Here is a 26,530-nt window from a genome sequence, read left to right as displayed (position 1 = left end):
TGACCGAAACCAGTCCCTCACAACGTGGTACGGGGATCAGTGGTGGCCGTGGCCGCTCTGGATCTCCTTGTACTCCTCCACCGTGGGCTTCGGAATCTGGCTGTCCTCGGCGTAGTACCCCTCGCTGAGCTTGACGCGCAGCTTCTCCAGGGCCCCCACCTTGCGCTCGACACCGTTCTCGTCGACCGTCGGGCCGATCTCGGCCGGCTTGTACTGCGTGTGCGAGGTGAGCTTGTGCAGCTGACCCTGCGAGAGCGGCTCGTGGATCTCGACGAACTCACCGTGCGGGAGCCGCTTGATGATGCCGGTCTCGCGACCGTGCAGCACCTTGTCGCGGTCCCGGCGCTGGAGGCCGAGGCAGATCCGCTTGGTGATCACGAAGGCGATGACCGGGCCGACGAAGAAGCCGATCCGCGCGAACCAGGTGATCGAGTTGATCGACAGGTGGAAGTACTGCGCGAACATGTCGTTTCCACCGGCGATCAGCAGGATCACGTACCACGTGAGCCAGGCGACACCGAAGGCCGTACGGGTCGGGACGTTGCGCGGGCGGTCCAGGATGTGGTGCTCGCGCGTGTCCTTGGTGACCCAGGACTCGATGAACGGGTACACCGCGATCGCGGCCAGCACCAGCGGGAAGATCACCAGCGGGATGAACACGCCCAGGACGAGCGTGTGGCCCCACAGGTTGACCTCCCAGCCCGGCATGGCTCGGATCAGGCCCTCGGAGAAGCCCATGTACCAGTCGGGCTGCGCACCGGTGGACACGTGGTCCGGGCGGTACGGGCCGAGCGCCCAGATCGGGTTGATCGACGCGATGCCGGAGATGGCCGCGATCACACCGAAGACCAGGAAGAAGAAGCCTCCGGCCTTCGCCATGTAGACGGGCAGCAGCGGCATGCCGACGACGTTGTTGTTCGTCTTGCCGGGGCCCGCGAACTGGGTGTGCTTGTGGTAGAAGACCAGGATCAGGTGGGCCACCAGCAGGCCCATCATGATGCCGGGCAGCAGCAGGATGTGCACCGAGTAGAACCGCGCGACGAAGTCGCCGCCCGGGAACTCCCCGCCGAACAGGAACATCGACAGGTACGTGCCGACGACCGGGACGGACAGGATGGCGCCCTGCATGAAGCGGACACCGGTACCCGACAGCAGGTCGTCCGGCAGCGAGTAGCCGGTGAATCCGGTGAACATGCCGAGGACCAGCAGCAGGAAGCCGAAGACCCAGTTCACCTCGCGCGGCTTGCGGAACGCACCGGTGAAGAACACGCGCATCATGTGCACGAGCATCGCCGCGACGAAGATCAGCGCGGCCCAGTGGTGGATCTGGCGGATCAGCAGGCCGCCGCGGACGTCGAAGCTGATGTCCAGCGTCGAGGCGAAGGCCTCGGACATCAGGACGCCCTGCATCGGCACGTACGAGCCGTGGTACTCGACTTCGTTCATGCTCGGGTGGAAGAACAGCGTCAGGTACACACCCGTGAGGATGATGATGATGAAGCTGTAGAGGCAGATCTCACCCAGCATGAAGGACCAGTGGTCCGGGAAGATCTTGCGCATGTTGGCCTTGGCGAGGCCGTAGATGCCCAGGCGGCCGTCCGCCCAGTCGGCCACGCGCTCGCCGGCCGGTGCTTTGCGCCCCGGCTTGCCCGCCGCGCCCGCGGCTGATGAATTCGTAGTGGCAGTGCTCATCCGCGCTCCCAGAAGGCAGGACCGACGGGCTCTTCGAAGTCGCCGAGCGCTTCGAGGAAGCCTTCGTCATTCACGCCGATCCGCAGCTGCGGAAGCGCGTGACCGGCCGGGCCGAAGATGACTCGGGCGCCGTCGGAGAGGTCGAAGGTGGACTGGTGGCACGGGCAGAGCACGTGGTGCGTCTGCTGCTCGTACAGGCTGATCGGGCAGCCGACGTGGGTACAGATCTTGGAGTAGGCCACGATCCCGTCGTGGGACCACGCCAGCTCCTGCTTGTCCTTGATGTCGTCCGGCTGGATGCGGACGATCATCAGGGCGGCCTTGGCGATCTGCGTCTGGAAGTCGTGCGCGTGCTCGTCCAGGCCTTCCGGCCGGGCGAACGTCAGCGAACCGACCAGGACGTCCTCGGGACGCAGCGGCTCGTCCGTGTTGTCGTTGATCAGCAGCTTGCCCTTGGCCCAGATGGTCTTGCGCAGCTTGTCCTCGGGCAGGGGCCCCAGGTCGCGCATGATCACGACGGCGGAGAGCGGCAGCATGGCCAGCGCGCCGATCATCGTGTTGCGGATCAGCGGGCGGCGGCCGATGCCGGACTCGCGGGCGCCGTCGGCGAAGTCCTGCAGGACCTGCGCCTTGACCTCCGGCGGAGCCGCGATCTCGTGGCGCTCGGCGGCGACCTCGACGTCGGACATCAGGGTGCGGGCCCAGTGGACCGCGCCCGCGCCGATGCAGAAGAGCGCCGTGCCCAGCGTCATGCCCAGGGAGAAGTTGAGCGCGCTCACCTTCCCGATGGGGAAGATGTAGACGATCTTGTCTACCGGGAAGATCACGTAGGACGCGATGAAGCCGATCGTGGCCAGCATCGAGAGCGTGAACAGGAACGCGACGGTGCGCTCTGAGCGCCTCGCCGCCCGCTCGTCGATGTCCTGGATACGGGGCTTGTGGACCGGAAGGCCCGGGTCGGCGAACGGGTCGTCCGCGACCGCGACGCCACCGTGGTGCGCGTCGCCCTGCTCGCTCGGCAGGTACTTCTCTTCGGGAATCTCTTGGCTACTCATGACTTCTTGGCCTTAGCGGTGTGGGCCGCGACCCAGACGGCGACAGCGATCAGCGCACCCAGACCGAAGATCCAGCCGAACAGACCCTCGGAGACGGGGCCGAGGCCACCGAGCTTGAGGCCACCGGGGCTCGTCGACTTCTCGCCGTTCACGTTCTGGAGGTACGCGATGATGTCCTTCTTCTGCTTCTCCGGCATGGTGCTGTCCGGGAAGGAGGGCATGTTCTGCGGGCCGGTGAGCATGGCCTCGTAGATGTGCTTCGGCGAGACGTCCTCGAGGTTCGGGGCGTACTTGCCGTTCGTCAGAGCGCCGCCCTCGCCGGTGAAGTTGTGGCACTGCGCGCAGTTGTTGCGGAAGAGCACACCACCGTTGGCGATGTCGGCGCCCGCCGGGTCGTACTGCTTGCCGGTCGGCGTGATCGGGCCGGCCCCGAGGGACGCGATGTACGCGGCCAGCTGGTCGATCTGCTCCTGGGAGTAGATCGCGGGCTTCTTCGGCACCTGGGCGCCGGGCTGCTGCGCGGGCATGCGGCCCGTGCTCACCTGGAAGTCGACGGCCGCGGAGCCGACGCCGACCAGGCTCGGGCCGTCAGAGGAACCCTGACCGCCGGTTCCGTGGCAGCTTGCGCAGCCGACGGCGTAGAGCTTCTTGCCCTCCTCGATGGCGAGGGACTGGGCGGTTTCATCGGCCTGCGCCTTGCCCGCGGGGGCGAAGGCGGCGTACAGCCCCCCGGTGGCCGCCAGCGCGAAGAGTAGAACGACAACCGCCGCCAGCGGATGGCGTCGTCGTGCGGAGAGCTTTTTCACGGATTACCCCGGTGTCAGGATCTTCTGCGTCGGTGTGTCTGGATGGAGTGCCGGGTCTCGCCCGGTGACGTACTCGCTACTTGATCAGGTAGATCGTGGCGAAGAGGCCGATCCAGACGACATCGACGAAGTGCCAGTAGTAGGACACGACGATGGCCGACGTGGCCTGTTCGTGGGTGAACCTCTTGGCCGCGTACGTCCGGCCGAGGACCAGCAGGAAGGCGATGAGACCGCCCGTCACGTGCAGCCCGTGGAAGCCGGTGGTCAGGTAGAAGACCGAGCCGTACGGACCGGACGAGAGGCTCATGCCCTCGTGCATGACCAGCTCGGTGTACTCGAACACCTGGCCGCCAATGAAGATCGCACCCATGACGAACGTGATGATGAACCACGTCCGGAGCTTCTTCACGTCACCGCGCTCGGCTGCGAATACGCCGAGCTGGCAGGTGAGCGAGGAAAGCACCAGGATCGTCGTGTTCGTCGCCGAGAAGGGCAGATTCAAGGCCGAAGCCTGCTCTGTCCAGTACTCGGTGCCTGTCACGGATCGCAGGGTGAAGTACATCGCGAAGAGGGCCGCGAAGAACATCAGCTCGGAACTCAACCAGATGATGGTTCCGACGCTGACGAGGTTCGGCCTGTTGACCGTCGGGTGCGCGTGCCCGGTATCTACTGTCGTTGCTGTCGCCACGACCGACATTATGTCGGTCGCTTATCCCGCCCTCACCCCGGGGGGTGCCGTTCGGAGTGTCCGGGGGGTGTGCAAGGCCCGAACGGCCCATCAGATCACCCTCCGGACGCCGCTCGCGAGCCTGTCCGAACCGATGTTGACAGCGCATCGGGAGGAGTACCATCCGTTCCCCTGGCTCCGCCGGGGATACCCCATGAACATCAACGTGATTCACGTGACACGTGGAGGAACGAAATGCGGGCGACTGCGCGGGTTCTGGTCTACAGCGACGACTCGGGCACCCGGGAGCAGGTGCTGCTGGCAGCGGGGCGCAAGCCGGCCGCGGACCTGCCGCCGGTCGAGTTCCTGGAGTGCGCGACGCTTCCGGCGGTCCTGTCCGCGCTGGACGCGGGCGGCATCGACGTCTGTGTGCTGGACGGCGAGGCTGTCCCGGCCGGGGGCATGGGTGTGTGCCGGCAGATCAAGGACGAGATCTTCCGGTGTCCCCCGGTGCTGCTGCTCATGGGGCGCCCCCAGGACGCCTGGCTGGCCACCTGGAGCCGCGCTGAGGCCGCGGTGACCCTTCCGGTGGACCCGGTCGCGTTCGCGGACACCCTGGCGGGCCTGCTGCGGGCCCGTCTGGCCTCGTCCGCCGCCTGAGGGCCACCGCGCCGTACGGGGCCGCGGCTCACCCGTCCGTGGGAAATCCCCGGTCTTCTCGGACCGGGGATCCGCACGGGCGGGTGAGCCGCACGGGCGGGTTGCGCCGGGCGGGGGCTAGACGGTCGGCCGCAGGCGGGTCTGGTCGACCGGGGAGCGGCCCTCCTGGGTGTCCTTCAGGAGCGCGCTGCCCTGGCGCCAGTCCTTCCAGTCCATGTTCCAGTCGCCGAAGCCGTTGCCGAAGATGTCCATGTCGTCGCCGATGCTGTTGATCACCTTGACGATGTCACCCTCGGTGATGTTCTCGTAGAACCAGGCGGCGTTGCCGGTGCTCATGCCCGTGCAGCCGTGGCTGACGTTCGCGTAGCCCTGGGACCCGACGGACCACGGCGCGGCGTGGACGTATTCACCACTCCAGGTGACGCGTGTGGCGTAGTAGACGGGCAGGTTGTAGTACTCGCTGCCGCCGATGCCGACGGTGTCCCCGCGCATCTGGACGAAGTACTGCTTGCCGAGCACCACCTTCACCCCGTTGCGGGTGGAGAAGCCGGGCTTGCCGGTGGTCACCGGAATGCTGTTGATCACTTCTCCGTTGCGCCGGAACGTGAGGTAGTGCGAGGAGGCGTCGGTGGTGACCTCGACGCGGTCGCCGATCTCCAGCTTCAGCGGCTTGGCCGCGGCGCCGTAGAGGTGGTCGGAGATCCTGACGCCCTCCAGGTTGCTCCGTGCGGAGACGGTCGTGTTGGCGGGCCAGTACTCCTTGGGGCGGTAGTGGAGCTTCTTGTCGTCGACCCAGTGCCACGCGCCCTCCACGCCGGAGGGGACATCGACGGCGAGCCCCCGTTCGATGACGGCGCGGGCGGCCTTGTCCTTGACGGGTTCGCTGAGTTCGGCCGTGAGGGGCTGTCCGACGCCGTACTTGCCCTCCTCAGGGCCGAATTCGACCTTGAGGACGCCTTTGGCCGGGGTGGTCTCGAAAGCGGCCGTGCGCTGCCCCGGAGCGCCCTTGGCGTTCTCGGTGCTCACGGTGACCGTGTAGCGGACGCCGGCGGCCATCGGGACGGTGTTGTGCCAGCGGTCCCCCTTGGCGGACAGCTCGCCCGCGAGGCGGCGGCCGTGGGTGTCCACGACCGTCACGTCGGTGATGCGCCCCTCACCCCCCTTCGCGGTGACCTCGAGGGGCTTGTCGGGGTCCACGGGGCGGCCGCCGGGGGCCTGGTTGAAGGCGATCTGGTCGCCCGCGTCGTACGGGCGGGCGGACAGCGGATCGTCGCCGCCCGATCCGCACGCGGTGGCCCCGGCCCCGAGGGACGCGACCAGCAGGGAGCAGCCGACTACCGTCCAAAGACGCGGTGAGTGGTTCATGGAGCTAACGCTATGAAGATATGACAATTACGGCGCGCGGGATGACTGCAAACGAGGGGCCCGGACCCCTCCGAAGAGGTGTCCGGGCCCCAGGTGCCTCACGACGCCGTCGCGAGGGTGCTGCTACTGGTTCTGGTTCTCACCGCGGTAGTACTCGTACACCCAGCCCCACAGGCCGATCAGGATGACCGGTGCCGAGAAGTACATGAGCCACCAGCCGAAGATGACGCCGCAGAAGGCGAGCGCGCCACCGATGGCCAGTGAGAGCGGCTGCCAGCTGTGCGGGGCGAAGAACCCCAGCTCGCCGGCCTCGTCGGCGACGTCGGCCTCCAGGTTGTCCTGGGCCATCTCGTCGACGCGCTTGGCCGTGAAGGCCAGGTAGTAGCCGATCATCACGCTCAGCCCGAAGGCCAGGAAGAGCGCGGTGGTGCCTACGGGCTCCTTCGACCACACGCCGTACACGACGGCCATGATCAGGATGAAGAAGGAGAGCCAGAGGAACATCTTGCCCTGGATCTTCACTTGCCGGCCTCCTTGCCACCGGTGACGGCAGCGGCACCGACGCCGTGGTGGTCCTCGAGGTGGTCGAGGGCCGCGATTTCCGGGTGGTGCAGGTCGAACGCCGGGGACTCGGAACGGATCCGCGGCAGGGTGAGGAAGTTGTGCCGCGGCGGCGGGCAGGACGTGGCCCACTCGAGTGAACGGCCGTAGCCCCAGGGGTCGTCGACCTCGATCTTCTTCCCGTACTTCGCCGTCTTCCAGACGTTGTACATGAAGGGCAGCATCGACAGGCCGAGCAGGAACGAGCTGATCGTGGAGATCGTGTTCAGCGCGGTGAACCCGTCGGCGTCGAGGTAGTCCGCGTAACGACGCGCCATGCCCTCGGTGCCGAGCCAGTGCTGCACCAGGAAGGTGCCGTGGAAGCCGATGAACAGCGTCCAGAAGGTGATCTTGCCGAGGCGCTCGTCCAGCATCTTGCCCGTGAACTTCGGCCACCAGAAGTGGAAGCCGGAGAACATCGCGAAGACCACGGTGCCGAAGATGACGTAGTGGAAGTGCGCGACGACGAAGTACGAGTCGGAGACGTGGAAGTCCATCGGGGGCGAGGCCAGGATGACGCCGGTCAGACCACCGAAGGTGAAGGTGATCAGGAAGCCGACGGCCCAGAGCATCGGTGTCTCGAAGGACAGCGAGCCCTTCCACATGGTGCCGATCCAGTTGAAGAACTTCACACCGGTCGGTACCGCGATCAGGAAGGTCATGAAGGAGAAGAATGGCAGCAGCACACCGCCGGTGACGTACATGTGGTGGGCCCACACGGTCACCGAGAGGCCGGCGATCGCGATCGTCGCACCGATCAGACCGATGTAGCCGAACATCGGCTTGCGGGAGAAGACCGGGATGACCTCGGAAATGATGCCGAAGAACGGCAGCGCGATGATGTACACCTCTGGGTGCCCGAAGAACCAGAAGAGGTGCTGCCACAGCAAGGCGCCGCCGTTGGCCGCGTCGAAGACGTGCGCACCGAACTTGCGGTCCGCCTCCAGCGCGAAGAGCGCCGCGGCGAGCACCGGGAAGGCCAGCAGGACCAGGACACCGGTCAGCAGGACGTTCCAGGTGAAGATCGGCATGCGGAACATCGTCATGCCGGGCGCGCGCATGCAGATGATCGTGGTGATGAAGTTGACCGAGCCGAGGATCGTGCCGAAGCCCGAGAAGGCCAGCCCCATGATCCACATGTCGGCGCCGATGCCCGGCGAGCGGACCGCGTCCGACAGCGGGGAGTAGGCGAACCAGCCGAAGTCCGCGGCGCCGTTCGGCGTCGCGAAGCCGGCCACCGCGATGGTCGAGCCGAAGAGGTACAGCCAGTACGCGAACATGTTCAGCCGCGGGAACGCCACGTCGGGCGCGCCGATCTGCAGCGGCATGATCCAGTTCGCGAATCCGGCGAACAGCGGTGTCGCGAACATCAGCAGCATGATCGTGCCGTGCATCGTGAACGCCTGGTTGAACTGCTCGTTCGACATGATCTGCGTGCCCGGACGGGCCAGCTCGGCGCGCATGACGAGCGCCATGATCCCGCCGATGATGAAGAACACGAACGAGGTGACCAGGTACATCGTGCCGATGGTCTTGTGGTCGGTGGTGGTGAGCCACTTGATGACCACGTTGCCCGGCTGCTTGCGCCGTACCGGCAGCTCGTTCTCGTACGAGTCAGCTGCGGCGGCACCCTGGGATTCGTTGAGGATGCTCACAGTTTATTCGTCTCCGCGTTCCGGGCCGGGTCGGTCTGCTTGATGCCGGCCGGGAGGAAACCGGTCTGCCCCTTCTCCGCAAGCTCCTTCAGGTGCGCCCGGTACTTCTCGGGCGAGACCACCTTGACGTTGAAGAGCATCCGGGAGTGGTCGACGCCGCAGAGCTCGGCACACTTGCCCATGAAGGTGCCTTCTTGGGTCGGGGTGACCTCGAAGACGTTGGTGTGGCCCGGAATGACGTCCTGCTTGAACAGGAACGGGACCACCCAGAAGGAGTGGATGACGTCGTTGGACGACAGGATGAAGCGGACCTTCTCGCCCTTGGGCAGGAAGAGGGTCGGCCCCGGGTTCCCCGTCTGCGGGTTGCGGTCGCCGGGGACACCCTTCTGGTAGACGCCCTCGGCGCCGGCCGGGAAGTCCTTGGTGAAGCGGTCCGGGATGGAGGCGAGCTCCTTGGGGACCTGCGTCATCGTCTGCGGCTCGGCCTCGTTCGCACCCTCCGCCTTGGGCAGCGCCCTCGGCTTGGGGGTGGCGGCGTCGCCGTCGACGTCCTCGACGTAGTTGAAGCCCCAGCTCCACTGGAAGCCGACCACGTTGATCGTGTGCGCCGGCTTGGGGGTGAGGGCGAGCAGCTTCGACTCGTCACGCGCGGTGAAGTAGAAGAGCACGGAGACGATGATCAGCGGGACCACGGTGTACAGCGCCTCGATGGGCATGTTGTACCGGGTCTGCGCCGGAACCTCGATCTTCGTCCGGCTGCGCCGGTGGAAGATGACGCTCCAGATGATCAGGCCCCACACCAGGACGCCCGTGATGAGCGCGGCCGCCCAGGATCCCTGCCACAGGGAGAGGATCCGCGGAGCCTCCTCGGTTACCGGAGTCGGCATTCCGAGGCGGGGAAAGTCTTTCCAGGTAAGCGAGGTGCAACCAGTGGCGGTCGCCAGGACCACGCCCGCAGTCAGCGCCTGCAGCAGCTTCCGCCGCATCGGGCGCCGCGGCGAGCGGTCGGAGCCGTAGGGACTCACGTAGCGCCTTCCCGAGAGTCTCGGCCCGCGCGGCCGGCCGCGGCCGTGTTCGGGTCGGTCGCCGGCCCTGACGCAGGCAGGGGTTTGGATGTTTATGCGGAGCAAACCCTACTGGACGCTATTTGGGGTCGCGCGGGGAGGGTGCCCAACGCGCCGCTACTGACCCCGAAGGGGTGGTTCCGCCGTCCGGGGGACGGTGCGAATGGCCCTGAGGGGGCGTCTGCGGAAGACATCTGACGACCCCTGACCTCGGCTCCCTCCGGCCTCCGGTTAGCGTGGCCGGATGCCGTACTTCGACAGCGCGTCCGCCGCCCCCCTGCACCCCGTGGCCCGGCAGGCGCTTCGGGCCTCCCTCGACGAGGGCTGGGCCGATCCGGCCCGCCTGTACCGGGAGGGCAGGCGCGCCAGGCTGTTGCTGGACGCGGCGCGGGAGGCGGCGGCGGAGGCCGTGGGGTGCCGGGCGGACGAGCTCGTGTTCACTCCTTCGGGGACCCACGCGGTTCACACGGGTGTCGCCGGGGTCCTCGCGGGCCGCCGGCGCGTCGGGGGCCATCTGGTGGTGTCGGCGGTCGAACACAGTTCTGTACTCCATGCGGCGGCGGCGCACGAGGCGGCGGGCGGCTCGGTCACCGAGGTCCCGGTGGACCGGCTGGGCGCGGTGACGGCGGCCGGTTACCGCGGGGCGCTCGGCGCCTCCACCGCGCTGGCCTGCCTCCAGTCGGCCAACCACGAGGTGGGCACGGTCCAGCCGGTGGCCGAGGTGGCCGAGGTGTGCGCGGCGGCCGGGGTGCCGCTGCTCGTGGACGCGGCGCAGTCGCTGGGCTGGGGGCCGGTGGAGGGCGGCTGGTCGGTTCTCGCGGCCAGCGCGCACAAGTGGGGCGGCCCGCCGGGGGTGGGGCTGCTGGCCGTGCGCAAGGGGGTCCGGTTCTCCCCGCAACACCCGGCGGACGAACGGGAGTCGGGCCGCTCCCCCGGCTTCGCCAACCTGCCCGCGATCGTGGCGGCGGCGGCCTCGCTGCGGGCGGTGCGGGCGGAGGCGGAGGCGGAGGCCGCCCGGCTGCGGGTCCTGGTCGACCGGATCCGGCGGCGGGTGGTCCGGCTGGTGCCGGACGTGGAGGTGGCCGGCGACGCGGACCGCCGGCTCCCCCACCTGGTCACGTTCTCGTGTCTGTACGTCGACGGCGAGAGCCTGCTGCACGAGCTGGACCGGGCCGGCTACTCGGTCTCCTCGGGCTCCTCGTGCACCAGCTCCACGCTGACCCCCAGTCACGTGCTGCGGGCGATGGGGGTGCTGTCGGAGGGGAACGTACGGGTGTCCCTGCCCCTGGGGACCACGGCGGAGGAGGTCAACGGCTTCCTGGAGGTGCTGCCGGGCGTGGTGGCGGGCGTACGGGAGAAGCTGGGCGTGCGCGAGGTCCCGGCGGTGGCTCCGGTGGCGGACTCCGTGGAGCTCGACGCGCTCGGGCTGCGGTGCCCCCAGCCGGTGATCGAGCTGGCGCGGGCCATCGGCACGGTTCCGGTGGGCGGGACCGTGACGGTGCTGTCGGACGACGAGGTGGCCCGGCTGGACATCCCGGCGTGGTGCGGGATGCGGGGGCACGCCTACCTGGGCGAGGCGCAGCGCCCCGCGGGCGTGGCGTACACGGTCCGGCGCCTGGTCTGAACCCGGCGGGAACGCGGCCGGATCCCGGCCCGGGAACGCGGCCGGACCCCGCCGCGGGAGCGCGGCGGGGTCCGGCCGGGTACGGCGGCCGTGACTAGGCCAGGTGCGCCTGGACCTCGGCGGCTGCCTCGTCGCCGTAGGCCTTGGTGAAGCGCTCCATGAAGTGCGCCCGCGCCAGGGTGTACTCCTGGGTGCCGAGCGTCTCGATGACCAGCGTCGCCAGCATGCAGCCGACCTGGGCCGCCCGCTCCAGGCCGACGCCCCAGCCGAGCCCGGTCAGGAACCCGGCGCGGAACGCGTCGCCGACGCCGGTCGGGTCGACCTTCGCGTTCTCCTCCGCGCAGCCGACCACGATCGGGTCCTCGCCGACGCGCTCGATGCGCACGCCATTGGATCCGAGGGTGGTGACGCGGGTGCCGACCTTGGCGAGGATCTCGTCGGCGGTCCAGCCCGACTTCGACTCGATGAGGCCCTTCTCGTACTCGTTCGAGAAGAGGAAGGTGGCGCCGTCCATGAGGGTGCGGATGTTGTCGCCGTCCATGCGGGCGATCTGCTGCGAGAAGTCCGCGGCGAACGGGATCCCGCGCGTCCGGCACTCCTCGGTGTGGCGCAGCATCGCCTCGGGGTCGTCCGCGCCGATCAGGACGAGGTCGAGGCCGCCCACGCGGTCGGCGACGGCCTTCAGCTCGATCAGACGGGCCTCGCTCATCGCGCCCGTGTAGAAGGAGCCGATCTGGTTGTGGTCGGCGTCCGTGGTGCAGACGAAGCGCGCGGTGTGCAGCACCTCGGAGATGCGGACGGACTCGGTGTCGACGCCGTGCCGGTCCAGCCAGGCGCGGTACTCGTCGAAGTCGTAGCCGGCGGCGCCGACCAGGACCGGGCGGCTGCCGAGCTGCCCCATGCCGAAGCAGATGTTCGGGCCGACACCGCCCCGCCGGACGTCGAGGTTGTCGACGAGGAAGGAGAGGGAGACCGTGTGCAGCTGGTCCGCGACCAGCTGGTCGGCGAAACGGCCGGGGAAGGTCATGAGGTGGTCAGTGGCGATGGAGCCGGTGACTGCGATGCGCACGGCGTGGACGCTCCTGCTGAGGACGGCAAGGGGACAGTCAAAACTACCCGGTCGAGGGCGCTGAGCCGACCGGCCGAAACTACCCCGTAGTAGGTCTTTCTTCACGAGAGTCGTGGTGCCTACGGTGCCCCCATGACCTACACCGACGGTTTCGCCTCCCCCGAGTACACCGCCGACGCGCGCGGCACGGAAGGTTCGCGGCAGCCCGGTTTCGCCGGATTGCTGGGCGACTGCGCCCGGATGGCGCCGCACTGGGCGGTTCCGGCGGGCCCCCGGCCGGTCCGGGTGACGCCCTCGGAGCTCCACGGGATCAGCGTCCCGCCGTCCTCGGCCCGCCTCATCGCCGCCACCGCCGCGTACGGGGACCAGTAGGCGGTCGCGAGCGCGGGGAACCGCTTCGGCGTCTGTTCCGTCACACCCGTATCAGCACGACGGACGGGTGAAGGAGCGATGCGGTGACCAGCGAAGAACCCGACACATCACGCGGCACACGGCGGCGGCCGGCCTGGGCCATCGGCTCGATCGCGGCCGCCGTCCTGCTCGCGGGCGGCGGTACGGCGTACTGGGCGTCCACCGCCCACGGCGACGGCGCCGCGGAAGGCCGTACGGCCGACACGGCGGCCTCCGCGCCCCGCGGGGCCGGGAGCCCCACGGGCCCGGGCATCGCGCCCGGTGAGCCCGACCCGGCCGGTGGCGGGGTGGTCTACCGGGCGGACGTGAAGCTTCCGGAGGCTCCGGCCACGGCTCCGGCGTTCGCCGCGTCCGGCGAGGTGACGGCCGAGGAGGTGTCCCGTCTCGCGGCGGCCCTCGGCATCACCGGCGCCCCGAGGCTGACCGGCGACTCCTGGCTGGCCGGGGAGGCCGCGGACGGCTCCGGGCCCCGGCTCACGGTGACCCGTACGGCCCCGGGTACGTGGAACTTCACCCGCTTCCAGGGCCGGGACCCGGGCTCCGGCAACGGTGTCGGGGACGACTGCGTGCGCGGCAAGGACACCTGCGGGCCCGCGACCCTCTCGGGGGCCGGCGGGAGCGGCGCCGACACCGGTGCCGGGGCCGGGGCTTCCGGGCAGCCGGTCCCGGAGGAGGCCGCCAAGGCCGCCGCGGCTCCGGTACTGGCCGCGGCGGGCCAGGCGGGGGCGAAGCCGGACGCGCGCCTGACGCAGGGTTCGGTGCGGGTGGTGGCCGCCGACCCGGTGCTCGACGGCCTGCCCACGCAGGGCTGGTCCACCCGGGTGGGCGTGGGCGGCGACGGGTCGGTCGTGTCGGGCAGCGGCGAGCTGAAGGCGCCCGTACGGGCGGCCGAGCAGCCGGTGACGGGCGCCGTGGAGGCGCTGGCCCGGCTGAACGCGCGGTCGGGCGGTTCGGACGGCGCCGGCCCGGCGCCGAGCGCCTGCGCGACCGCGGTGCCGCTGGAGCCGGAGGGGCAGCCGGGGACCGCGGAGAGGCTGCCGTGCAAGCCGGAGCCGCGGCCGGTGAAGCCGCCGCGCACGGAGACGGTCAAGGGTGCGGTGCTCGGGCTGGCCCCGGGGACGGTGGACGGCGCGCGGGGCCTGGTCCCGGCGTGGCACTTCGAGGTGGCGGGCAAGGACGGCGGCCCCGGCCGCACGGTGACGGAGCCGGCCGCGGCCCAGGAGAGCACCCCGGGGCCGAAGGACGGCCGGACCGTGCCCGGGTTCTCGTACGCGGAGGCGGACCGGAAGCTGACCGTGAACTTCTGGGGCAGCCCGTGCAGCACGTACGCCGTGGAGGCGCGGGAGCAGGCCGCATCGGTCCTGGTGAAGATCACGGACACCCCGAACAAGCCGGGCCAGGCCTGCATCATGATCGCGCAGGAGTCGGCGCTGACGGTCACGCTCCAGCAGCCGCTGGGTGACCGGGAGGTGCTCGACGCGACGACGGGCAAGCCGCTGCCCCGCCAGTAGGCCGCCGCGGTACGCGACGAGGGCCCGCCACCGGTCGGTGTGACCGGTGGCGGGCCCTCGTCGTACGCGGGGGCGTCCAGGCCTAGCTGAACGAGTCGCCGCAGGCGCAGGAGCCGGTGGCGTTCGGGTTGTCGATCGTGAAGCCCTGCTTCTCGATGGTGTCGACGAAGTCGATGGAGGCACCGTGCAGGTACGGGGAGCTCATGCGGTCGGTGACGACCTTCACTCCGTCGAAGTCCTTGACCACGTCGCCGTCGAGCGAGCGCTCGTCGAAGAAGAGCTGGTAGCGCAGGCCGGAGCAGCCGCCGGGCTGGACGGCGACGCGCAGCGCCAGGTCTTCGCGGCCTTCCTGGCCCAGGAGGGTCCTGACCTTTTCGGCGGCGGCGTCCGACAGGAGGATGCCGTCGCTCACGGTGGTCTTGTCGTCCTGTACGGACATCTGCATTCACTCCCGAAGTGGGCGGCTCCCCGCCTGAGGCGGGGAAACGTCGGACTCTTGCCGTCGGTGGCAACGAGCGAGGCCGCGGATTCATTCCGGACCCGACGCTTGTTCCAGACATTCATGCTCGCACACCGGGCGCGGGAGCGGGATCCGTGACGCCGCGGGCTAATTCGTCACATTGACACTATCGGCATCGTCAAACTGACGTGAAGCGGTTATGATAGATAACGTCAAATAGACGAGAAGTCGAGGCGATGCCTCCAGAAGTCCCGAAGTCCTTCGTCGCAGAACAGAAAGGGTGCGTGTCGTGACCACCGCCCAGCCTTTGGACGTCCAGCCGACGCCGCTTGCCCTGCTGCTGCTCGGCCGCGAAGCCGACCCGAAGAGCGAGCGCGGGGTGGAGTGCCCCGGTGACCTGCCCTCTCCGTCGGACCCCAACCTCGTGGCGCGCGCCCGCGCGGCCAAGGAGAAGCTCGGGGACAAGGTCTTCATCCTCGGCCACCACTACCAGCGTGACGAGGTCATCGAGTTCGCCGACGTCACCGGTGACTCCTTCAAGCTCGCCAAGGACGCGGCCGCCAGGCCGGAGGCCGAGTACATCGTCTTCTGCGGCGTCCACTTCATGGCCGAGTCGGCGGACATCCTGACCTCGGACGACCAGAAGGTGGTCCTGCCCGACCTGGCCGCCGGCTGCTCGATGGCCGACATGGCCACCGCCGAGCAGGTCGCGGAGTGCTGGGACGTCCTGACGGAGGCGGGTGTCGCCGGTAGCACGGTGCCCGTCTCGTACATGAACTCCTCCGCCGACATCAAGGCCTTCACCGGCAAGCACGGCGGCACGATCTGTACCTCGTCCAACGCGAAGAAGGCCCTGGACTGGGCCTTCCAGCAGGGCGAGAAGGTCCTCTTCCTCCCGGACCAGCACCTGGGGCGCAACACGGCCGTCCGCGACATGGGCATGTCCCTGGACGACTGCGTGCTCTACAACCCGCACAAGCCGAACGGCGGCCTGACCGTCGAGCAGCTCCGCGACGCCAAGATGATCCTGTGGCGCGGGCACTGCTCGGTCCACGGCCGGTTCTCGGTCGACTCCGTCAACGACGTGCGCGCCCGCATACCCGGCGTGAACGTCCTGGTGCACCCCGAGTGCAAGCACGAGGTCGTGGCGGCCGCGGACCAGGTCGGCTCGACGGAGTACATCATCAAGGCGCTGGAGGCGGCCCCGGCCGGTTCCAAGTGGGCCATCGGCACCGAGCTGAACCTGGTGCGGCGCCTGGCGAACCGTTTCGCCGCCGAGGACAAGGAAGTCGTCTTCCTCGACAAGACGGTCTGCTTCTGCTCGACGATGAACCGCATCGACCTCCCCCACCTCGTGTGGACCCTGGAGTCCCTGGCCGAGGGCAACCTCGTGAACCAGATCCAGGTCGACAAGGAGACGGAGAGCTTCGCGAAGCTCGCGCTGGAGCGGATGCTCGCGCTCGCGTAGGACGGAGCGGTACGGAGTACGGGCCCCCGGGCCCGGACCGCCCACGACCCGAGGGGCGGCCCCGCAGTGGGGCCGCCCCTCGGGCGTGCGTACGGCGGGCCGGTCAGGCGTCGGCCGGGAACTCCTCCCGGGCCGGGGGAACCACCGTCAGCCCGGCGGCGCGGCGCTCGGCGCGCCTCGCGGCCCGGCGCTCCTTGCGGAGCTCGACCATCGTGTAGAGGGTCGGCACCAGGAGCAGCGTCAGCAGGGTCGAGCTGACCAGGCCGCCGATCACCACGACCGCGAGCGGCTGCGAGATGAAGCCGCCCTCGCCGGTGACGCCCAGCGCCATCGGGAGCAGGGCGAAGATCGTCGCGAGGGCCGTCATCAGGATCGGGCGCAGCCGGTGCCGTCCGCCCTCGACGACCGCCTCGACGACGCCCAGCCCTTGGGCGCGGTACTGGTTGACCAGGTCGATCAGGACGATCGCGTTGGTCACCACGATGCCGATGAGCATCAGCATGCCGATCATCGCCGGGACGCCCATGGGGGTGCCGGTGACGATCAGCAGGCCGAGGGCGCCGGTGGCCGCGAACGGGATGGAGACCAGCAGGATCAGCGGCTGGATCAGCGACCGGAAGGTGGCGACCAGCAGCATGAACACGATCGCGATGGCCGCGAGCATGGCCAGGCCCAGCGAGGCGAAGGCCTCGTCCTGGTCCTCGGAGACGCCGCCGATGGACGCCGTGGCGCCGTCGGGCAGGTCCAGTGCCTTGATCTTGGCCTGGAGCGTGGTGCTGACCGCGCCCGTGTTGTCGCCGGTCGGCTTGGCGGTGATGGTGGCGGCGCGGGCGCCGTCGATCCGGGTCATGCCGACCGGGCCGGGGACCACCTTGACCTCGGCGATGTCACCGAGCCTGACCGGGCCGACCGGGAGGGCCTGGAGTTCGGCCAGGGTGGTGGCCGGCACCGCGGACTTGATGACGATGTCCCGCTCGGTGTCGTCCAGTACGGCCTTGCCCGCCGGGTTGCCCCGTACGGCCTGCGCGACGATCGCGCCGAGCGCGGCCTGGTTCAGGCCCGCGTCGGCGGCCTTGGGGGTGGCGGTCACCGAGATCCGGGGCACGGACTGGGACAGGTCGCTCTGTACGTCGGTGACGTCCCCCAGGGCGGCCACCTCCGCGCGGACCTGCTCGGCGGCCTTGGCGAGGACCCCGGCGTCGCCGGCCTTGACGACCACGCTGAGGTTCTGGCTGCCGAAGCCGTCGCCCGCCGCGATCCGGGTCTCGCCGATGCCGTCCAGCTCGGCGAGGGCGCCCTCGATGTCCTTCTTCACGGCGGCGGCGTCGCCGGCGTCCTTCAGGGAGACCTGGAAGGAGGCCTGGTTGGAGCCGGTGCCACCGCCGAAGGCGGCGAGGAAGCCGGAGGAGCCGACGGTCACCTGGTGGCTCTTGACGCCCTTGACCGAGGCCAAGGCCGTCTCGATCTTGCGGCTCGCCTCGTCGGAGGCGGCCAGCGAGGTGCCCGGGGGGAGCTCCTGCTTGATCGTCAGGACGTCCTGCTCGCCCTGATCGAAGAAGTTGGTCTTCAGCAGGGGCGTCATCCCGAAGGTGCCGACGAGCACGACCACCGCGATGGCGACGCTGGTGAGCCGGCGCCGGGTGGCGAAGCCCAGGACGCGTACGTAGAACTGCTGGAGGCGGCTGCGCGCCTCCTTCTCCTCCGCCTCGCGGCGGGCCCTGGCGGCGCTCTCGGCGTCCCCGGCCGTGACGCCCTTCGGCGCGCGGAGGAACCAGTACGAGAGCACCGGCACGACGGTGAGGGAGACGAGCAGCGAGGCCAGCAAGGCCGCGGTGACGGTGAGCGAGAAGGAGCCGAACAGCTCGCCGATCATGCCGCCGACCAGGCCGATCGGCAGGAAGACGGCGACGGTGGTGAGCGTGGAGGAGGTGACCGCGCCGGCCACTTCCTTGACCGCGGTGATGATGGCGCTCTCGCGCTCCTCGCCGTAGCCGAGGTGGCGCTTGATGTTCTCCAGGACCACGATCGAGTCGTCGACCACGCGGCCGATGGCAATGGTGAGCGCGCCCAGGGTGAGCATGTTGAGCGACAGGTCGCGGGTCCACAGCACGATGAGCGCGAGGACGACCGAGAGCGGAATGGAGACCGCGGTGACCAGCGTCGAGCGCACCGAGGCGAGGAAGACCAGGATCACGATCACCGCGAAGACCAGGCCGAGCAGGCCCTCGGTGGTGAGGCTGGAGATCGACTTGGCGACGGCCGGGCCCTGGTCGCTGACGACGGTCAGCTCGGCTCCGGCGCCGAGGGTGGAGCGCAGTTCGGGCAGCTTGTCCTTGACGGCGTCCGAGATGGCGACGGCGCTGCCGTCCTTGTCCATGGTGAGGACGAGGGCGAGGCTGGGCTTGCCGTTGGTACGGGTGATCGAGGCGGCCTTGGCCGGCTCCTGCTTCACCGTGGCCACGTCGGCGAGGCGGACCGCGGGCTTGCCCGGGCCGGGGCTCAGGCGCAGGTCCTCCAGCTGGGCGAGGGAGGTGTAGCCGGAGCCGACGCGGACGGTGCGGTTCTTGCCCTGCTCGTCGAAGGAGCCGGCGGGGACGGTCGCGCCGCCCGCCTGGAGGCCCTGGGCGAGCGCGGCACCGTCGAGGCCCGCGGCCGCGAGCCTCGCGTCGTCGGGGGTGACGGTGACCTGGAGGTCCTGGACCCCGTCCACGGTGACCTGGCCGACGCCCTCGATGTCCGAAAGGACGGGGACGACGGAGCCCTCCAGCTGGGCGGCGAGCGCCTGCTGGTCCTTGCCGGAGGTGACGGCCAGGATGACGGTCGGGATGTCGTCGGTGGAACCGGCGACCACCTGCGGGTCCACCTCGGCGGGCAGCCGGACGCGGGCCCGGTTGACGGCCTGCTGGACGTCGGCGACGAGCTGCTTGGTGCCGCTGTCGCCGTAGTCGAAGGTGGCCATGACGAGGGCGTTGCCCTCGCTGGCGGTGGACGTGATGCCGGTGATGCCGTCGACGCCCCCCAGCATGGCCTCGATCGGTTCGACGACCTGCTTCTCCACCACGTCGGGCGAGGCGCCCTGGTACGGCGCGAGCACGGACACCATCGGCAGTTCGATGGACGGCAGCAGCTGCTGCTTGAGCTGCGGGACGGCTATGGCGCCGAAGAGGAGCGCCACGAGTGAGACGAGGCCGATCAACGGCCTTTGGGCGAGGCTGAAGCGGGACAGCCAGGACATGGATGGGATCTCTCTGCAGTGGTGGAGGCGTGGCTCCCAGCCTTTCCCATGCCCGGCGCGCGCTGCGTCGCTCGCAGGTGCCGTCCTTATGTGCGGCATACCGCGCCCGCAGTACGCCGTACTACTGCGGCCGGCCGCGCGCTACTCGGTGCGCGGCCGGACCAGGCCCGATTCGTAGGCAATGACCACCAATTGGGCGCGGTCGCGGGCGCCGAGTTTGGCCATGGCCCGGTTGACGTGGGTCTTGACGGTGAGCGGGCTGACTTCCAGCCGGCCGGCGATCCCGTCGTTGGACAGCCCCGAGGCGACGAGGACGAGGACCTCGCGCTCGCGGCCGGTGAGCGCCGCGAGGCGCTCGGAGTGCGCGGCGCCGGTGGCGGGGGTGTCGGCGCCGCCGCCCTGCGCGAGGAAGGTGGCGATGAGCCCGCGGGTTGCGGCCGGGGAGAGCAGCGCGTCGCCCGCGGCGGCGACGCGGATGGCGTTGAGCAGTTCGTCGGGCTCGGCACCCTTGCCGAGAAAGCCGGAGGCGCCGGCGCGCAGGGCCGCGACCACGTACTCGTCGACCTCGAAGGTCGTCAGCATGACGACGCGCACCGCGGCGAGCTCCGGATCCGCGCTGATCATGCGGGTGGCGGCGAGCCCGTCGGTGCCGGGCATGCGGATGTCCATGAGGACGACGTCGGGGCGTTCGCGCCGGGCGGCCTCGAAGGCCTCGGCGCCGTCCGCCGCCTCGCCGACGACCTCCATGTCGGACTCGGAGTCCACGAGCACCCTGAAGGCGCTGCGCAGCAGTGCCTGGTCGTCGGCGAGCAGGACGCGGATGGGCGCGTCGGCGGTCGGTTCCGTCGGAGTGTGGTCCACGGGGTGAGCGTACGTCCGGGCGTGCGTACGCCCGGTCCGCGGGCGGGCCCGGCCGGTCAGCCCAGGGCGAGCACCACCAGGGCCGCGGTCGCCGCGACCTCGGCCAGGGCCCCGAAGACGTCTCCGGTGACCCCGTCGAAGCGCCGTACGCAGCGCCGCAGCAGCAGTTCGGCCGCGCCGAGGGCGGCCAGCACCGCGGCCGCGTGCGCGGCGGCGGACGGCAGGCCGAGCGGGAGGGCGCAGGCGCCGGCGAGCAGCACGGTGAGCGCGGCGAGCGCGGCGGCCACGCCGCGCGGTACCACCCCCGCGACGGCCGCGCCGAGGCCTCCGGGGCGGGCGGGCGGTACGCCGTCGCGGGCGGCCAGGGTCATGGCGAGCCGGGCGGCCACGGCGGCGGTCACGGCGGCGAGGGCGCCGCGGACCCAGCTGTCGGCGTACGCGTCGGCCAGGGCGGCCACCTGGACGAGCAGCACGAGCAGCAGGGCCACGACGCCGAAGGGGCCGATGTCGGACTGCTTCATGACGCGCAGCGCGTCCTCGGCGGGTTTGGCGCTGCCCAGCCCGTCCGCGGTGTCGGCGAGCCCGTCGAGGTGCAGCCCCCGGGTGAGGGCGGCCGGTACGGCGACGGTCACGGCCGCGGCGAGCAGCGGCCCTCCGCCGCACACCAGCAGCAGCACGCCGGGGACGGCCGCGAGCAGGCCGACGGCCAGTCCGGCGAGCGGGGCGCAGGCCATGCCGGTCCGGGCGGCGGGCCGGTCCCAGCGGGTGATGCGGGCGGGCAGCACGGTGAGGGTGCCGAACGCGAAGCGGAGGCCGTCGCGCAGCGAGGCGCGTTCCGGCGGCGGCGCCATGGGCGGGTCTTCGAACAAATCTTTCATCGGCGCGAACGCTACCGGTCGGCGCCGGGCGGTAAGTTACCCATTACGGGCAAAATCGGTATCCGGCCATCTCGTATCCGGCCGGAGAGGGAGCGGATGCGATGGGTCAGTGGTGGTACCGCAACATCATGGAGCCGGGGAAGCTGCCGCTGCTGCTGGCACTCCTCGCGTTCGTCATGTCCTTCCTGATCACCCGCGTGATCACCCGGCTGATCAGGGCGGGAAGGGGACCGTTCAAGAACGTCACCCCGGGCGGGATACACGTCCACCACGTGGTGCCGGGCGTCATCCTGGTGATCATCGGCGGCTTCGGGGCGGTCGCCGGCGCCCGGCACAGCTTCGGCGCGGCCCTCTCGGCGGTCATCTTCGGCCTGGGGGCGGGCCTGGTCCTGGACGAGTTCGCCCTGATCCTGCACCTCGACGACGTCTACTGGAGCGAGCAGGGCCGCAAGAGCGTGGAGATCGTGGTGCTGACGGCCGCCCTCGTGGCGCTGGTCCTCGGCGGGTTCGTGCCGTTCGGGGTGAACGACCTCACCACCGAGGAGCGGCAGAGCCGCGGCCTCGTGGTCATGAACACGGCCACGAACTTCTTCCTGGCGCTGATCGCCCTGTGGAAGGGCAAGGCCCGTACCGCGTTCTTCGGCACGGTCATCCCGTTCGTCGCGCTCATCGGCGCGGTCCGCCTCGCCCGGCCGGACTCCCCGTACGCGAAGAGGTTCTACGGGAAGCGCCCCCGCGCCCGCGCCAAGGCGGCGCTGCGCGCCTTCCACCACGACCGGCGGTGGTCGGCTCCGCGCCGGAGGTTCGAGAACTTCATCGGCGGCACCCCCGACGAGGAGCACGCCGTCGCCGCGGCCCCGGAGAAGCCTCCCGGGGCCTGAGCCGGCGGGACCCCTCCGGGTCCCGGAACGAACGGCGGCGGGCCCGCCCCCGTTGCGGGGGCGGGCCCGTGGTGCCGGTCGGTCGCCGGGGCTCAGCCCGGGATCAGGCCGTCGTCGGCGAGCATCGCCCTGACCTCGTCCAGGCCGGCGTCCGGACCGGGCAGGATCAGCTCGGACGGCTCCAGTGCCTCGTCCGGCAGCGGTTCGCCCAGGCGACGTACCGCTTCGAGGAGCGCGCCCAGCGTGCGCCGGAAGCCCTCCTCGTCGCCGCGCTGCATCTCCGCGAGCAACTCGTCGTCCAGCCTGTTCAGCTCGGTGAAGTGGCCGTCGGCCATCTCCACCTGGCCCTCCCCCATGATGCGGACAATCATGACGGGCCCCGTCCTACTGCTTGTCGAACCGGTGCTGGGTCTGCGGCGGCTGGGCGGTGCCCGGGGCGCCGCCCTCGATGGCCGGCTGCTGCGCGGACGTGCCGCCCGCCAGCTCGGCCTTCATCCGCTGGAGTTCGAGCTCCACGTCCGTACCGCCCGAGAGGCGGTCCAGCTCGGCCTGGATGTCGTCCTTGGAGCCGAGCCCGCTGCGGTCGTCGAGCGCGCCGGAGGCCAGCAGCTCGTCGATCGCGCCGGCTCGGGCCTGGAGCTGGGCGGTCTTGTCCTCGGCCCGCTGGATGGCCAGGCCGACGTCGCTCATCTCCTCGGAGATGCCGGAGAAGGACTCCGCGATCCGGGTCTGTGCCTGGGCCGCGGTGTAGGTGGCCTTGATGGTCTCCTTCTTCGTCCGGAAAGCGTCCACCTTGGCCTGGAGGCGCTGTGCGGCGAGGGTCAGCTTCTCCTCCTCGCCCTGGAGGGTCTGGTGCTGCACCTCCAGGTCGCTGACCTGCTGCTGGAGGGAGGAGCGGCGGGCCAGGGCCTCGCGGGCCAGGTCCTCGCGGCCCAGGGCCAGCGCCTTGCGGCCCTGGTCCTCCAGCTTGGCCGACTGGCCCTGCAGCTGGTTCAGCTGCAGCTCCAGGCGCTTGCGGGAGGTCGCCACGTCGGCGACTCCGCGGCGCACCTTCTGAAGCAGCTCCAGCTGCTTCTGGTACGAGTAGTCGAGGGTTTCGCGCGGGTCCTCGGCCCGGTCAAGGGCCTTGTTCGCCTTCGCGCGGAAGAGCATCCCCATACGCTTCATGACACCGCTCATGGGCTTCGCGCGCCCCCTTCTGACGGACTTCGCTCCAGGTCACCAACAAGACCCACAGTACGGGCCCTGTCTCCATTACCGCACTGTTCGAGCACGGATGCGCTCCTCCTCCAGGACGACTACACCCGCGCCCTGTCAGGCGTAAGGAGTAGGTGATCCCAGGAGAAGGGGCCCACCGGACGGACCGTGCAACTGGAAGACGCCCGCCGTTGCCGGATCGTTCCCCACCAGGGTGGGGCAGGTGCCCGCAACCACGTACGCTTGGGTTTTGTGTTTGGTAGCCGCTCCTCCAAGGAAGAGAAGGCCGCCGCCACCGACAAGGTGAGCGCCGACCTCTCGCAGCCCCGTGACCCGCAGGCCCCGAAGGGCCGCCCTACGCCGAAGCGTGCTGTGGCCCAGTCGCAGCGCAAGGCCGTGGTGGCCTCGACCGGCAATCGCAAGGAGGATGCCAAGCGAGCCCGTGAGCGCCGCCGTGGAGAGATGGCGAAGCAGCGCGAGGCTCTGGCCAACGGCGACGAGCGTTACCTGCCCGTCCGTGACAAGGGCCCGGTCCGCCGGTTCGTCCGCGACTACGTGGACTCCCGCTTCTCGGTCGCCGAGATGTTCCTGCCGCTGGCAGTGATCATCCTGGTGCTGAGCATGGTGCGGGTCCCCTCGATCCAGAACATCGCGCTGATGCTGTGGCTCGGCGTGATCGCGCTGATCATCGTCGACTCCGTCGGCCTCGTCTTCCGCCTCCGCAAGGCACTGAACGAGCGCTTCCCGGACGAGCCGCGCCGCGGCGCCGTCGCGTACGGCCTCATGCGCACCCTCCAGATGCGCCGGCTCCGCCTGCCCAAGCCGCAGGTCAAGCGCGGGGAACGGCCCTGAGTTCAGTGGCGCCCGGAGCCGTGGCTCCGGGCGAGGGCTTCTCGGGCGGTACCCGCATATGGCTCGAGGGCCTGGGCGGGCTGCGCAACGCGGTGCGCCAGGAACTCGTCGGCCAGCAGGTGGATGAGCAGATCGCGCACCGCTTCCCGGTCGGGCAGCGGCTGCGCGTCCTCGACGTCGGCATGGGCCAGGGCACGCAGACCCTGCGCCTGGCCCGCGCCGGGCACAAGGTGACCGGCCTGGAGCAGGACCCCGGCATGCTGGCCGTCGCCCGCGAGGCGCTGGCCGAGGAGCCCGCCGGGATCCGCGACCGGGTCCGCCTGATGGAGGGCGACGGCCGCGAGACCGGCGTCCACTTCCTGCCGGGCAGCTTCGACGTGGTGCTGTGCCACGGAGTGCTGATGTATGTGCCCGAAGCGGACGCCATGCTCGCCGGGCTGGCCCGGATGCTGGCCCCCGGCGGCCTGCTGTCCCTGCTCGTGCGCAACGGCGACGCGCTCGCCATGCGGCCCGGGCTGAACGGCGACTGGGCGGGGGCGCTGACCGCCTTCGAGAGCCTCGACTACACGAACCGGCTGGGCCTCGACGTGCGCGCCGACCGGCTGGCCGGGCTGACGGCCACGCTGTCGGGCATCGGAGCGCCGCTCCAGGCCTGGTACGGGGTGCGCGTCTTCACCGACGGGACCGAGGTTGGCGAGACCCTCCCGCCCGACGAAGAGCTGGAGCGGCTGCTGGCCGCCGAGGACCGCGCCGGCCGCACCGACCCGTACCGCGGGGTCGCGGCGCTGCTGCACCTGTGCGGCGTACGGGGCTGACCCGCCGGGCACCGGCCCCAAGGCCTCCGGCTCCTCGCGCTTGCGCTTGCGCTCATCGGGCTTGCTCTCATCGGGCTTCCGCTCGAAGGGCTCCGGCCGAACGGACTCCGGGCCCTCCGGGAGCGGGCGACCGCTCCCGGAGGAGAACCGCTCAGGCGTCGAGCGCCGCGCGCAGGCTCATCGTGTACAGCTCGGTCCCGCTGTCGTCGGACAGCTTGACCTGCTCGGTGCCGCCCTCCAGCAGGTCCTTCCAGTACTCCCCGATCCAGGACTCCGCGTCGCCCTGCGTGGTGAACTCCTCCGGCACCACCGACGGGCTCGCCTCGCTGCCGTCGGCCGTCTCGAACCGCCACGTCCACGCCATGTCCGCCTCCGTTGCTCGTCCGCTGTCCGCTGTTCGCGCGCTTCTCGCCTTGAGTGTGCCCGCAGAGTAACCGGGCGCGCAGCTCTCCCGGCGACGCGGGAGGATCATCCTGTGGAACTCACTCTGCTCGGCACCGGCACACCCGAGGGTCTGCCCCGCCCCGGCTGCCCCTGCGCGGCCTGCGCGCTCTCCGTCGGCCCCCGGTCCCGCGCGGCCACGGCCGTCCTCGTGGACGGCGCCCTGCTGCTGGACCTGACCCCGGGGGCCGTGCTGGCGGGCGCCCGGGCCGGGCATTCCCTGGCCGGCGTACGGCAGGTCCTGCTGACCCACCCGCACGACGGCCCGCCGGTGGAGCTGCCGCCCGGGCTGCCGTCCGCCGGGCGGGTGCCGGACGGCCGGGAGCTGGCGGTGATCTCGGGGCACCGGGTGCGGGCGGTGCCCATGGACGCGCCGGGCACCGGGTACGAGGTGACGGGCCCGGACGGCGGCCGGCTGCTGTACCTGCCGCCCGGCGGGGCCCCGGCCGGTACCAACGGGACGACCGGGCAGCGGCCGTACGACGTGGTCCTCGCGGACGTGCTCGGCCGGCCCGAGGCGCTGGCGAGGCTGCGGGCGAGCGGCGCGGTCGGCCCGGCCACGGACGTGATCGCGGTGCACCTGGACCACGACACCCCGCCGGGCCGGGAGCTGGAGCGCCGCTGCGCGGCCGCCGGGGCCCGGGCGGTGGCGGACGGGACCACGGTGATCGCCGGCGAGTACCACGCGGTACCGGTCCCGCCGCGGCGGACGCTGGTGCTGGGCGGGGCCCGCTCGGGCAAGTCCTTCGAGGCGGAGCGGCGCCTGGAGGCCTTCCCCGGGGTGGTCTACGCGGCCACCGGCGGCACCCGGGACGGGGACGCGGAGTGGGCCCACCGCGTCGGCCTGCACCGGGAGCGCCGTCCGGCGACCTGGCGGACGGTGGAGACCTGCGACCTGGTCCCGCTGCTGGCCGAGACCGGGCCGCCGCTGCTCGTGGACTGCCTGGCGCTGTGGCTCACCGACGCGATGGACCGGGCCGGGGCCTGGGACGACGAGGTGTGGGCCAGGGGCGGCCACCAGCAACTGCACGACCGTTCGGCGGAGTTGGCGCGGGCGGTCCGGACGGCCCGACGGCCGGTGGTGCTGGTCAGCAACGAGGTGGGCTCGGGGATCGTCCCCGCGACGGCCTCCGGGCGGCGCTTCCGCGACGAACTGGGCCGCCTCAACACCGCGGTCGCCGCCGAGTGCGAGCACGTCCTGCTGGTGGTCGCCGGACAGGCGCTGGTGCTGAAGGACTGAGCCGGCCGGCGGGGCCTGACCGA

General features: G+C 70.7%; 25 protein-coding genes. 9 read left to right on the top strand and 16 right to left on the bottom strand.

Annotated elements, in window-relative coordinates; all coding sequences use genetic code 11:
- Positions 1-36 precede the first annotated feature (36 nt).
- The 4 genes from qcrB to ctaE all read right to left on the bottom strand — a co-directional run bounded on the left by qcrB (position 37) and on the right by ctaE (position 4,250).
- Entirely contained in the window at positions 37-1,692 is a 1,656-nt protein-coding gene (gene qcrB / locus OTB16_RS15975) for a cytochrome bc1 complex cytochrome b subunit (protein WP_267720850.1), read from the bottom strand.
- Positions 1,689-2,747, bottom strand: coding sequence for a cytochrome bc1 complex Rieske iron-sulfur subunit (gene qcrA / locus OTB16_RS15970; RefSeq protein ID WP_267720849.1), 1,059 nt, complete (start codon positions 2,745-2,747; stop codon positions 1,689-1,691). Before qcrA ends, qcrB begins: the two co-directional genes overlap by 4 nt.
- Complete coding sequence (gene qcrC / locus OTB16_RS15965; RefSeq protein ID WP_267720847.1) at positions 2,744-3,553, bottom strand: cytochrome bc1 complex diheme cytochrome c subunit; 810 nt, start codon at positions 3,551-3,553, stop codon at positions 2,744-2,746. Before qcrC ends, qcrA begins: the two co-directional genes overlap by 4 nt.
- Before the next feature lie 76 nt (positions 3,554-3,629).
- Entirely contained in the window at positions 3,630-4,250 is a 621-nt protein-coding gene (gene ctaE, locus OTB16_RS15960; RefSeq protein WP_267720846.1) for an aa3-type cytochrome oxidase subunit III, read from the bottom strand.
- A 225-nt stretch (positions 4,251-4,475) separates the two neighbouring features.
- Between ctaE and OTB16_RS15955 the strand changes: the two genes are divergently transcribed.
- On the top strand, positions 4,476-4,880 hold the full coding sequence (locus tag OTB16_RS15955; protein WP_267720845.1) for a DNA-binding transcriptional response regulator: 405 nt from the start codon (positions 4,476-4,478) through the stop codon (positions 4,878-4,880).
- Positions 4,881-4,997: 117 nt separating this feature from the next.
- Here OTB16_RS15955 and OTB16_RS15950 read toward each other — a convergent pair whose 3' ends face one another.
- The 4 genes from OTB16_RS15950 to ctaC form a co-directional block, all read right to left on the bottom strand.
- Entirely contained in the window at positions 4,998-6,245 is a 1,248-nt protein-coding gene (locus tag OTB16_RS15950) for a L,D-transpeptidase (RefSeq protein WP_267720844.1), read from the bottom strand.
- Between the two features lie 123 nt (positions 6,246-6,368).
- Entirely contained in the window at positions 6,369-6,767 is a 399-nt protein-coding gene (locus OTB16_RS15945; protein ID WP_267720843.1) for a cytochrome c oxidase subunit 4, read from the bottom strand.
- On the bottom strand, positions 6,764-8,500 hold the full coding sequence (ctaD, locus tag OTB16_RS15940; RefSeq protein ID WP_267720842.1) for an aa3-type cytochrome oxidase subunit I: 1,737 nt from the start codon (positions 8,498-8,500) through the stop codon (positions 6,764-6,766). Before ctaD ends, OTB16_RS15945 begins: the two co-directional genes overlap by 4 nt.
- On the bottom strand, positions 8,497-9,525 hold the full coding sequence (ctaC, locus tag OTB16_RS15935) for an aa3-type cytochrome oxidase subunit II (RefSeq protein ID WP_267720841.1): 1,029 nt from the start codon (positions 9,523-9,525) through the stop codon (positions 8,497-8,499). The genes ctaD and ctaC overlap by 4 nt, the downstream gene beginning before the upstream one ends.
- A 283-nt stretch (positions 9,526-9,808) precedes the next feature.
- On the opposite strand from ctaC, the gene OTB16_RS15930 reads away from it, so the two are divergent.
- A complete protein-coding gene (locus OTB16_RS15930) occupies positions 9,809-11,188 on the top strand; it encodes a cysteine desulfurase/sulfurtransferase TusA family protein (protein ID WP_267720840.1) in 1,380 nt (459 codons plus the stop codon).
- A 94-nt stretch (positions 11,189-11,282) separates the two neighbouring features.
- Here the strand turns inward: OTB16_RS15930 and OTB16_RS15925 are convergent, their stop codons facing one another.
- On the bottom strand, positions 11,283-12,257 hold the full coding sequence (locus OTB16_RS15925; protein ID WP_267720839.1) for a carbohydrate kinase family protein: 975 nt from the start codon (positions 12,255-12,257) through the stop codon (positions 11,283-11,285).
- Positions 12,258-12,389: 132 nt separating this feature from the next.
- Between OTB16_RS15925 and OTB16_RS15920 the strand changes: the two genes are divergently transcribed.
- Entirely contained in the window at positions 12,390-12,629 is a 240-nt protein-coding gene (locus OTB16_RS15920) for a hypothetical protein (protein ID WP_267720838.1), read from the top strand.
- A gap of 83 nt (positions 12,630-12,712) precedes the next feature.
- Entirely contained in the window at positions 12,713-14,179 is a 1,467-nt protein-coding gene (locus OTB16_RS15915) for a hypothetical protein (protein WP_267720837.1), read from the top strand.
- Between the two features lie 82 nt (positions 14,180-14,261).
- Here OTB16_RS15915 and OTB16_RS15910 read toward each other — a convergent pair whose 3' ends face one another.
- Positions 14,262-14,618: a HesB/IscA family protein gene (locus OTB16_RS15910; protein WP_267720836.1), complete on the bottom strand. Its 357-nt coding sequence runs from the start codon at positions 14,616-14,618 to the stop codon at positions 14,262-14,264.
- A gap of 301 nt (positions 14,619-14,919) precedes the next feature.
- On the opposite strand from OTB16_RS15910, the gene nadA reads away from it, so the two are divergent.
- Entirely contained in the window at positions 14,920-16,107 is a 1,188-nt protein-coding gene (gene nadA / locus OTB16_RS15905; protein ID WP_267720835.1) for a quinolinate synthase NadA, read from the top strand.
- A gap of 103 nt (positions 16,108-16,210) precedes the next feature.
- On the opposite strand, the gene OTB16_RS15900 is transcribed toward nadA, so the two are convergent.
- From OTB16_RS15900 to OTB16_RS15890, 3 genes are all read right to left on the bottom strand, one after another.
- A complete protein-coding gene (locus tag OTB16_RS15900; protein WP_267720834.1) occupies positions 16,211-19,342 on the bottom strand; it encodes an efflux RND transporter permease subunit in 3,132 nt (1,043 codons plus the stop codon).
- A gap of 141 nt (positions 19,343-19,483) precedes the next feature.
- The gene (locus OTB16_RS15895; protein ID WP_267720832.1) at positions 19,484-20,203 is read right to left on the bottom strand and encodes a response regulator; all 720 of its coding nucleotides are present in this window, start codon (positions 20,201-20,203) and stop codon (positions 19,484-19,486) included.
- 56 nt (positions 20,204-20,259) lie between these two features.
- Positions 20,260-21,081: an adenosylcobinamide-GDP ribazoletransferase gene (locus tag OTB16_RS15890; RefSeq protein ID WP_420717708.1), complete on the bottom strand. Its 822-nt coding sequence runs from the start codon at positions 21,079-21,081 to the stop codon at positions 20,260-20,262.
- A gap of 101 nt (positions 21,082-21,182) precedes the next feature.
- Here OTB16_RS15890 and OTB16_RS15885 point away from each other — a divergent pair, with 101 nt between their 5' ends.
- Entirely contained in the window at positions 21,183-21,962 is a 780-nt protein-coding gene (locus OTB16_RS15885; protein ID WP_267720831.1) for a hypothetical protein, read from the top strand.
- A gap of 92 nt (positions 21,963-22,054) precedes the next feature.
- Here OTB16_RS15885 and pspAA read toward each other — a convergent pair whose 3' ends face one another.
- A complete protein-coding gene (gene pspAA, locus OTB16_RS15880) occupies positions 22,055-22,333 on the bottom strand; it encodes a PspA-associated protein PspAA (RefSeq protein WP_267720830.1) in 279 nt (92 codons plus the stop codon).
- A 13-nt stretch (positions 22,334-22,346) separates the two neighbouring features.
- Entirely contained in the window at positions 22,347-23,141 is a 795-nt protein-coding gene (locus OTB16_RS15875) for a PspA/IM30 family protein (RefSeq protein WP_267720829.1), read from the bottom strand.
- A gap of 261 nt (positions 23,142-23,402) precedes the next feature.
- Here OTB16_RS15875 and OTB16_RS15870 point away from each other — a divergent pair, with 261 nt between their 5' ends.
- Both OTB16_RS15870 and OTB16_RS15865 read left to right on the top strand, forming a co-directional pair.
- Positions 23,403-24,011, top strand: a complete 609-nt coding sequence (locus OTB16_RS15870; RefSeq protein WP_267720827.1) for a DUF3043 domain-containing protein — start codon at positions 23,403-23,405, stop codon at positions 24,009-24,011.
- Positions 24,012-24,103: 92 nt separating this feature from the next.
- Entirely contained in the window at positions 24,104-24,826 is a 723-nt protein-coding gene (locus tag OTB16_RS15865; RefSeq protein WP_420717714.1) for a class I SAM-dependent methyltransferase, read from the top strand.
- Positions 24,827-24,977: 151 nt separating this feature from the next.
- Here OTB16_RS15865 and OTB16_RS15860 read toward each other — a convergent pair whose 3' ends face one another.
- Positions 24,978-25,190, bottom strand: coding sequence for a hypothetical protein (locus OTB16_RS15860; RefSeq protein WP_267720825.1), 213 nt, complete (start codon positions 25,188-25,190; stop codon positions 24,978-24,980).
- Positions 25,191-25,301: 111 nt separating this feature from the next.
- Between OTB16_RS15860 and OTB16_RS15855 the strand changes: the two genes are divergently transcribed.
- Positions 25,302-26,507: a bifunctional adenosylcobinamide kinase/adenosylcobinamide-phosphate guanylyltransferase gene (locus OTB16_RS15855; protein WP_267720823.1), complete on the top strand. Its 1,206-nt coding sequence runs from the start codon at positions 25,302-25,304 to the stop codon at positions 26,505-26,507.
- Positions 26,508-26,530 lie beyond the last annotated feature (23 nt).

The sequence above is a fragment of the Streptomyces antarcticus genome, assembly GCF_026627255.1.
Taxonomy (GTDB): Bacteria; Actinomycetota; Actinomycetes; order Streptomycetales; family Streptomycetaceae; genus Streptomyces; species Streptomyces antarcticus.
This window is presented reverse-complemented; position numbering and strand designations above follow the sequence as displayed.